5 protein-coding genes are annotated in these 6641 nt (G+C 68.9%); all 5 read right to left on the bottom strand.

Going from position 1 to position 6641, the window contains the following annotated elements; all coding sequences use genetic code 11:
* Positions 1 to 228 (bottom strand): hypothetical protein (locus R2N01_RS06605; protein WP_316669678.1); only part of this gene is annotated, 228 nt, incomplete at its 3' end.
* Positions 229 to 407: 179 nt separating this feature from the next.
* Positions 408 to 1832: a glycoside hydrolase family 1 protein gene (locus R2N01_RS06600; protein ID WP_316669676.1), complete on the bottom strand. Its 1425-nt coding sequence runs from the start codon at positions 1830 to 1832 to the stop codon at positions 408 to 410.
* The gene (locus R2N01_RS06595; protein WP_316669674.1) at positions 1829 to 3745 is read right to left on the bottom strand and encodes a beta-glucoside-specific PTS transporter subunit IIABC; all 1917 of its coding nucleotides are present in this window, start codon (positions 3743 to 3745) and stop codon (positions 1829 to 1831) included. The genes R2N01_RS06600 and R2N01_RS06595 overlap by 4 nt, the downstream gene beginning before the upstream one ends.
* 197 nt (positions 3746 to 3942) lie before the next feature.
* The gene (locus R2N01_RS06590) at positions 3943 to 4815 is read right to left on the bottom strand and encodes a PRD domain-containing protein (protein WP_316669672.1); all 873 of its coding nucleotides are present in this window, start codon (positions 4813 to 4815) and stop codon (positions 3943 to 3945) included.
* A 111-nt stretch (positions 4816 to 4926) separates the two neighbouring features.
* Positions 4927 to 6591 carry a subtype B tannase gene (locus R2N01_RS06585; RefSeq protein ID WP_316669670.1) on the bottom strand — a complete coding sequence of 555 codons (1665 nt, stop codon included), beginning with the start codon at positions 6589 to 6591 and terminating at the stop codon, positions 4927 to 4929.
* Positions 6592 to 6641 lie beyond the last annotated feature (50 nt).

Genomic DNA, 6641 nt, shown 5'->3' with positions numbered 1-6641 from the left:
ACGCGGCACCGAGCCCCGGAAAGAACCGAACACCACCTGTGGAAAACCCAGCCGGCGTGCGCCATCTGTCAACCAGTCCGCCGCTCCGGGCAGTGGCAAGGCGTTCAGCAGGGCGCCGGCTTTCTCGGCCAGCCGCGGAAAGGCCCCGATGGGTACGAACGCCAGTACGGGGCGTGCGGTACCGGTCGCCGCCGGCGGCGACCCGATTGCGCTGGCCCGCAGCACCACGACGAAGCCGGCGGCAACCCCCGGCCCAGGCCCCAGGCCGCATGACGGGCACAGAAACTCGCACAAGCCACCGCTGCCCGTCCGCGTGCAGGCCGAAGCGCCGGAACGCCTGGCGGATGCACGAGCCTACCGAGGCGTAGCAGGTCCAGCCGGGGCTCGCGGCAGGGGCCTGGGACCGCTCAGGTCCTCAGGCTGGCGCCATTGGTGGTTATGACCTCGCGGTACCAGTCGAACGACTTCTTCGGGTACCGGGCCAGCGTGCCGGTGCCGTCATCGTTCAGATCCACGTAGATGAAGCCGTATCGCTTGGACATCTGCGCGGTGGAGGCGGAGACCAGGTCGATGCAGCCCCAGCTCGTGTAGCCCAGCACCTCGACCCCGTCGGCGATGGCCTCGCCGACCTGGACGAGGTGGTCGTTCAGGTAGGAGATGCGGTAGTCGTCCTCGACGGTCGGGCCGTGCGGGCCCTCAACGAGGACGTCCCTGGCGCCCAGCCCGTTCTCGACGACGAACAGCGGCTTGCCCCAGCGGTCCCAGTAGTCGTTCATGACGATGCGCAGGCCGACGGGGTCGATCTGCCAGCCCCACTCGGAGGCCTGGAGCGTCGGATTGACCACTCCGCCGAGAAGATTGCCGCTGCCCGACTCCCGCGGCTGGGTGGCGGTCTCGCACATGGACATGTAGTAGCTGAAGGAGACGAAGTCGACCGTGTATTCCTCGAGCAGCGCGGCGTCCTCCTCGGTGACGTCGAGCTCGACACCCTTCTCGCGCAGCCCGCGCAGGAAGTAGCCCGGGTACCGCCCGCGGCAGTGCACGTCGCCGAAGGCGTAGTTCTCGCGCTCGGCCCGCTTGGCGGCCCACACGTCACGCGGGTCCGGTGTGAGCGGGTAGAAGGGCGTGGCGAGGAGCATGCAGCCGACCCGGACGTCGGGGTTGGTCCGCCTGGCGGCCCGGGTGGCGGCAGCGGAGGCGACGAGCTCGTGGTGCATCGCCTGGTGGAGGTCCTGGTCGCTCAGCTCCTGCCTCGGCGTGGCGATGCCGCCGGAGACGAAGGGGAAGTGCGGCAACGAGTTGATCTCGTTGAAGGTGAGCCAGTACCTGACGCGGTTCCCGTAGCGCTGGAAGAGCGTGCGGGCGTAGTGCTCGTAGAAACCGATGAGCTCGCGGTCCGCCCAGCCGTTGTACTTCTCCGCCAGGCGCAGTGGGGTCTCGTAGTGGCTGATGGTGACCAGAGGCTCGATGCCGTGCCTCTCCAGCTCGTCCAGGACGCGGTCGTAGAAGGCCAGACCCGACTCGTTCGGCTCGGCCTCGTCGCCGTTCGGGAAGATGCGCGACCACGCGATCGAGAAACGGAAGACCTTGAAGCCCATCCGGGCGAACAGGGCGATGTCCTCGGCGTAGCGGTGGTAGAAGTCGATGCCCCCGAGCTTGAGATTGTCCGCCGTCGGGCCGTCGGTGCGCGGCCCGGCGACCCCTCGGGGGGTGACGTCCTGGACGCTCAGGCCCTTGCCATCGGCGTCGTAGGCGCCCTCGATCTGGTTGGCGGCGGTGGCCCCGCCCCAGAGGAAGCCGTTCGGGAAGGAGGGGACGAAAGTGGCAGTCATGCGATGGTGTTCCTTTCTCGTTTCGTGATGACCAGGGCGGTGGCGCCGGCGGCCAAGGTCCGCCCCGTGGCGCAGGCGCGGACGGGGCCGAGCGCGGCGGAATTGGTGACGAGCAGGACGGTGACCGTGGAGTGGCCGGCCGCCTCCACCCTTGCCAGGTCGACCGTGACGAGCTCCTGGCCGGCGTCGACGTGCTGGCCCTTGCCGACCAGGCAGGTGAAGCCGTCGCCCTTCATGGCGACGGTGTCGATGCCGATGTGGACGAGTACCTCGACGCCGTCGTCGGACCTGATGCCGATGGCATGGCCGGTCTCGGTCGCCACGACGACCTCCCCCGCCACCGGCGCCACTATCGTGCCGTCGGAGGGGATGATGCCGGCACCCCGGCCCATGGCTCCGGAGGAGAAGACCGGGTCGGGGACGTCCTCCAGGGCGATGACGCGGCCCGCTACCGGGGCTCCGATGGTACCGGTGTCGCCGGCCCCGTCGGTCCCGGCCGCGCCCCCCTCATCCCGGGAGTCCTCGGAGGGCTGTTCCGCGGTGTCCCCGGAGGAGGCCGGATCGTCCTTGACGCCGAAGAACCAGGTCAGGCAGAAGGCGATGACGCACGCCAGGACCACGCCGAGGGCCCACAGGGCGAAGTTCGGGGTTGACAGATAGGCCGGCACGCCGATGACCGAGGGGAACACGCCCGCCTGTTCGACGCGCCCGCCGGCGATGGCGCCGAGCGCGCCGCCGATCGCACCGCCGGCGATGCCGAAGTAGAGGGGGAGCTTGCGCGGCAGGTTGATGCCGTAGATGGCCGGCTCGGTCACGCCCGCGAGGAAGCCGGACAATGCGGCTGGTCCGGCCAGCTCCCGGGTCTTCCGGTCCCTGGTGCGGAGCATGACGGCGAGGGCCGCCGAGGCCTGGGCGAGGACGGCGGCCATGATCGGGCCGTAGATGAGGGAGTACCCGTTGGAGGTGATCTCCTGGGTCATGATCGGCACGAGCCCCCAGTGCAGGCCGAATATGACGAAGACCTGCCATAACCCGCCGATGACGATGCCGCCGAACACGGGGACGGTCTCGAACAGCCATTGGACGCCCGCGGCGATGGCATTGGCGATGTAGGTGGTGACCGGGCCGATGGTGAGCAGGGTCAGCGGCACCATGACGAGGGTTACGATCCACGGCGTCATGAAGCTCCGGAAGGAGCTGGGAATGTACTTCATGAGGACGCGCTCGAGGCGGCTCTGCACCCACACGGCAACGATGATCGGCAGTACGGAACTCGTGTAGGTCATGGTGACGAGCGGGATGCCGAGGAAGTCGTGGGAGCCGCCGTCGTTCATGGCGACGATGGACGGGTAGACGAGCGCGCCGGCGATCGCCACGGCGGTGAACTGGTTCGCCCTGAAATGACGGGCGGAGGTCACGGCCAGGACGATCGGCAGGAAGTTCATGAAGGCGTCCGAGGCGGCGTAGAGCACCGTGTAGGTGTCGCTCGTGTCGCTTATCCATCCGAAGGTGACGAACATGGCGAGGAACGCCTTGAAGAGGCCTGTTCCCGCCAGCGTCCACAGCATCGGGGAGAAGATGGCGGAGATGAGGGCGATGAAGGCGTCGAGCGGGTTCTTCTTCGCGGCGGGGGCCTCCTCGTCGGGAGTCGCCGCGAGATCGGGCAGCAGCTTCATGAGCTCCGCGTGGACCTCGGGCACCTCGTTGCCGATGACGACCTGGTACTGACCGCCGGCCTGGACGACGGTGACGACGCCGGCGGTTCCCTTGATGTCATCGGTCCGCGCCCTGGACTCGTCCTTGAGGGCGAAGCGGAGCCGGGTGGCGCAGTGCTCGAGGCTGCGGACGTTCTCCCCGCCCCCCAATTTGCCGAGCAGGTCCGGCGCCAGCGCCGCATAATCGATTCTTGGCATTCTGATCCTCCTCGATCAGTTGCGGCCAGCGGAAAACAAAAAGACCTGAGGTCTCCCCTGTGCGCACAGCACACGGGACGCCTCAGGTCTTGCCCCTTACCGGGTGACAATCCTGCGAACCGCAGTTCACAAATGATGTTAAGCGGGTCGAGGCTTCGTGGCAAGACCCCGGTGGAGCGTCTTCCGGGCCCGCGCGGCTACGGATCCGAATCCCCGCCCCGGGCGGGTCCGCGGCGCTCCATCCCAGCCTCGAGGCGGGCCAGGTGCATGGTCAGATAGGCCGTCTCGTCCTCGGAGACCTCGATTCCCAGGCGCAGCTCGAGCAGTTCGCGCACGCGCAGGGCCGTCTGGCGCGTCCGCGGCCGGGCTCGCCGCAGTGCGGCCGCGACGGCTCCGGCAGTGCCGTCCTCGACCTGCCCGCCGTTGCGCGCCCGGACGAGGAAGTATCGCAGATGGGCCGCGAACCGGGCCGCGTCGATGGAGTCCGCGTCGAAGTCCTTCCCGTAGACGCCGGCGAGGATCTCGAAGATCTGGGCGATGAGACGCGACTGGGCCCAGCTCCGCTCGGCCGAGGCGCTGTTGATGACGGCGTCGAAGAGGTGAAGGGCGAGGGCGATGGCCTCGCCGCGGGGCAGCTGGATCCCCTGGCGGGCGTTGAGCTCGTCGATCATGCGCTCGGCCAGGCGCAGTTCCTCGGGGTGGAGGTGGGCCACCTCCGCGCGCAGCGGGTAGTCCATGGCCAGGCCCTGGCGGATGCGTTCCATGGCCTGGTTGACATGGTCGACGACGGCGATGATGGTCGAGGAGGGGACGGGGGCGCCGAGCTCGCGGGTGGCGCGTACGAAGGCCTGCTCGATGAGACTGATGCGCTCGAGAGGGATGTCGGCGAGGATCTCGCCGACGGAGACGGCGTTCCGGGCAGGGACGAAGCGGCGCGCGACGCGTACCGGGTCGACGGGGTCGCCCGGTTTTCGCTGAAAACCGATGCCCCGGCCGGTGACGACCACCTCGCGGCCCAGCTCGTCGCGCGCCAGTACCACGTTGTTGTTGAAGACGCGCAGGACCTCCACACGGCCGATTGTGCCAGGCTCTGGGAGGCTCGGCCGGGCCGTACAGTTTTTTGCGCCCGACGGTTCTCGTCGCCGGTGCCGGTCCACGAGCAGCGGACCGGCACCGGCGGGTCAGGGCGAGTAGGCGGTGAAGCCCGTCTGCTGAGCGATCCAGGCGATGAAGGCCGAGGCGTCCTGGTTGGTGCCGTGCCCGGCGTCCCAGTACATGAGCGCATCGACGTCATCGCCCAGTCCCGTGGCCATGGCCGCGAGATCGGCGCAGATCACCGGCGAGGTGTCGGTGTCCGAGGTGCCCACGCGGATGAACCATTTCCTGGCGCGGCCCGGGTTGGCCTCGCGCAGGAAGTGCATCGGATTCATGAGCGTCAGCTTGTCGGGGATGTCCTGGTCGATGGTGGCGCTCTCGTCCCCGGTGGCCAGCTGCAGGCCGAAGTCCGTGAAATGCCGCGCATCGGTCGAGGCGTTGCCGAACAGGCCGTTCTCGGCGCTGGCCAGATCGGTCTGGTCGACGGCCGGGCACGGCTTGGAGCGCCCGACGTGCGACAGGAAGTCGGTGAAGCCGAAACTCGCCGAGGAATTCTCCCACGTGATCCAGGAATTGCTCGACAGATAGCTCTCGCGCTCGGAGCCCGACAGACCGGCCAGGTAGGTCGTGGCGGCCGGTTGCAGGTAGGTCCTGACCAGGTAGTCGCCGTAGTTGTCGGCCGTGAGCGTGCCGTAGTCGCCGACGCCCCTCAGACTCAACTCGTTCATGTAGTCGTCGAATCCGCCGGCGAGCTCGCCGGAGACGTCGGCATCGACCGCCGATCCGTTGTAGGGCTGGGAGCCGAAGGTCCACTCGTAGATGACGTCCTCGTGCTTGATGTCGGTCTGCGGGCAGTAGTCGGCCGAGCCGAAGACGGCGTCGGAGGCGTCGGCGGCGCCGATCTCGTCCAGATAGCCGGCGTAGAGATCGGAGCCGCCCGAGGCACCCAGCAGGGCCGACAGCGCGCCGCCCGCCGACGAGCCCGATGTGATGATGTGATCGGTGTTGCCGGGCAGCCTGCCCTGGTTGTGGTGGATCCAGCGGATCGCAGCCTTCAGGTCGACGATCTGGGCCGGGGCCTTGCCGATCCAGGTGCCGTCCGAGGACTGGGCGTCGCGGCCGCGGGCACCGGGGACGACCACGACGTAGCCGGCGGCCAGGGCGAGCTCGCCGTTGTCGACCCGCTGCCCGCCGTCGCCGACCGTGTCGCCGGCGCCGGAGGCGACGCCGTCCGTGCCCGAGCCGGAGTCCGAGTGGTCCGGGCCGCCGCCCGGGTCGCTCGGGGCGCTGCCGTCATCGGGCGGGGTGCCGGAGCCGGAGGCTCCTGGGGCGTTCCCGCCGGCCGCGCCGCTCAAGGCCGTCGCCGAGGAGTACCCGCCGATGTTCATCGCCACGACGATCGGGGCGTCCGAAGCGTCCCAGGCGGTGCCGTTGAGCGCAGTCGGCACCTTCACCGTCAGGCTCTGGTAAGTGGTGTCGACCGGGTCCAGGCAGTAGACGATCGAGTCGTACTGCTGGCAGGTCACCTCGACGTCGCCGGCATCGGTACTGACGGTCGTGGTCTGCTCGCTGCCCGCCGACGAGTCGAAATCGAGGGCCGAGAAGTCCCTCGTCGGACCGGCCGAGGCGGACCCCGACGAGTCGGATGCCGATGACGAGCAGGCGGTCAGCAGGGGCACGGAGGCGGCGGCGAGGGCCAGGCCGCTGAGCGTCGCACGTCGGGTGATGGGATGGTTGAATGCCTCATGCATGGGTCGAGGATGCGCAGCCCACCTGGGCGTTCCTTGTGCGGATCCTGTGG

It is taken from the genome of uncultured Propionibacterium sp. (genome assembly GCF_963539965.1).
Classification (GTDB): Bacteria; Actinomycetota; Actinomycetes; order Propionibacteriales; family Propionibacteriaceae; genus Propionibacterium.
The sequence above is the reverse complement of the archived record's forward strand: the minus strand, read 5'-3'. Positions and strand labels throughout refer to the sequence as shown.

Excerpts from the sequence above, each read along its gene's own strand:
- R2N01_RS06600 (WP_316669676.1), bottom strand. The coding sequence starts at position 1,832 with ATGACTGCCACTTTCGTCCCCTCCTTCCCGAACGGCTTCCTCTGGGGC.
- R2N01_RS06595 (WP_316669674.1), bottom strand. The coding sequence starts at position 3,745 with ATGCCAAGAATCGATTATGCGGCGCTGGCGCCGGACCTGCTCGGCAAA.
- R2N01_RS06585 (WP_316669670.1), bottom strand. The coding sequence starts at position 6,591 with ATGCATGAGGCATTCAACCATCCCATCACCCGACGTGCGACGCTCAGC.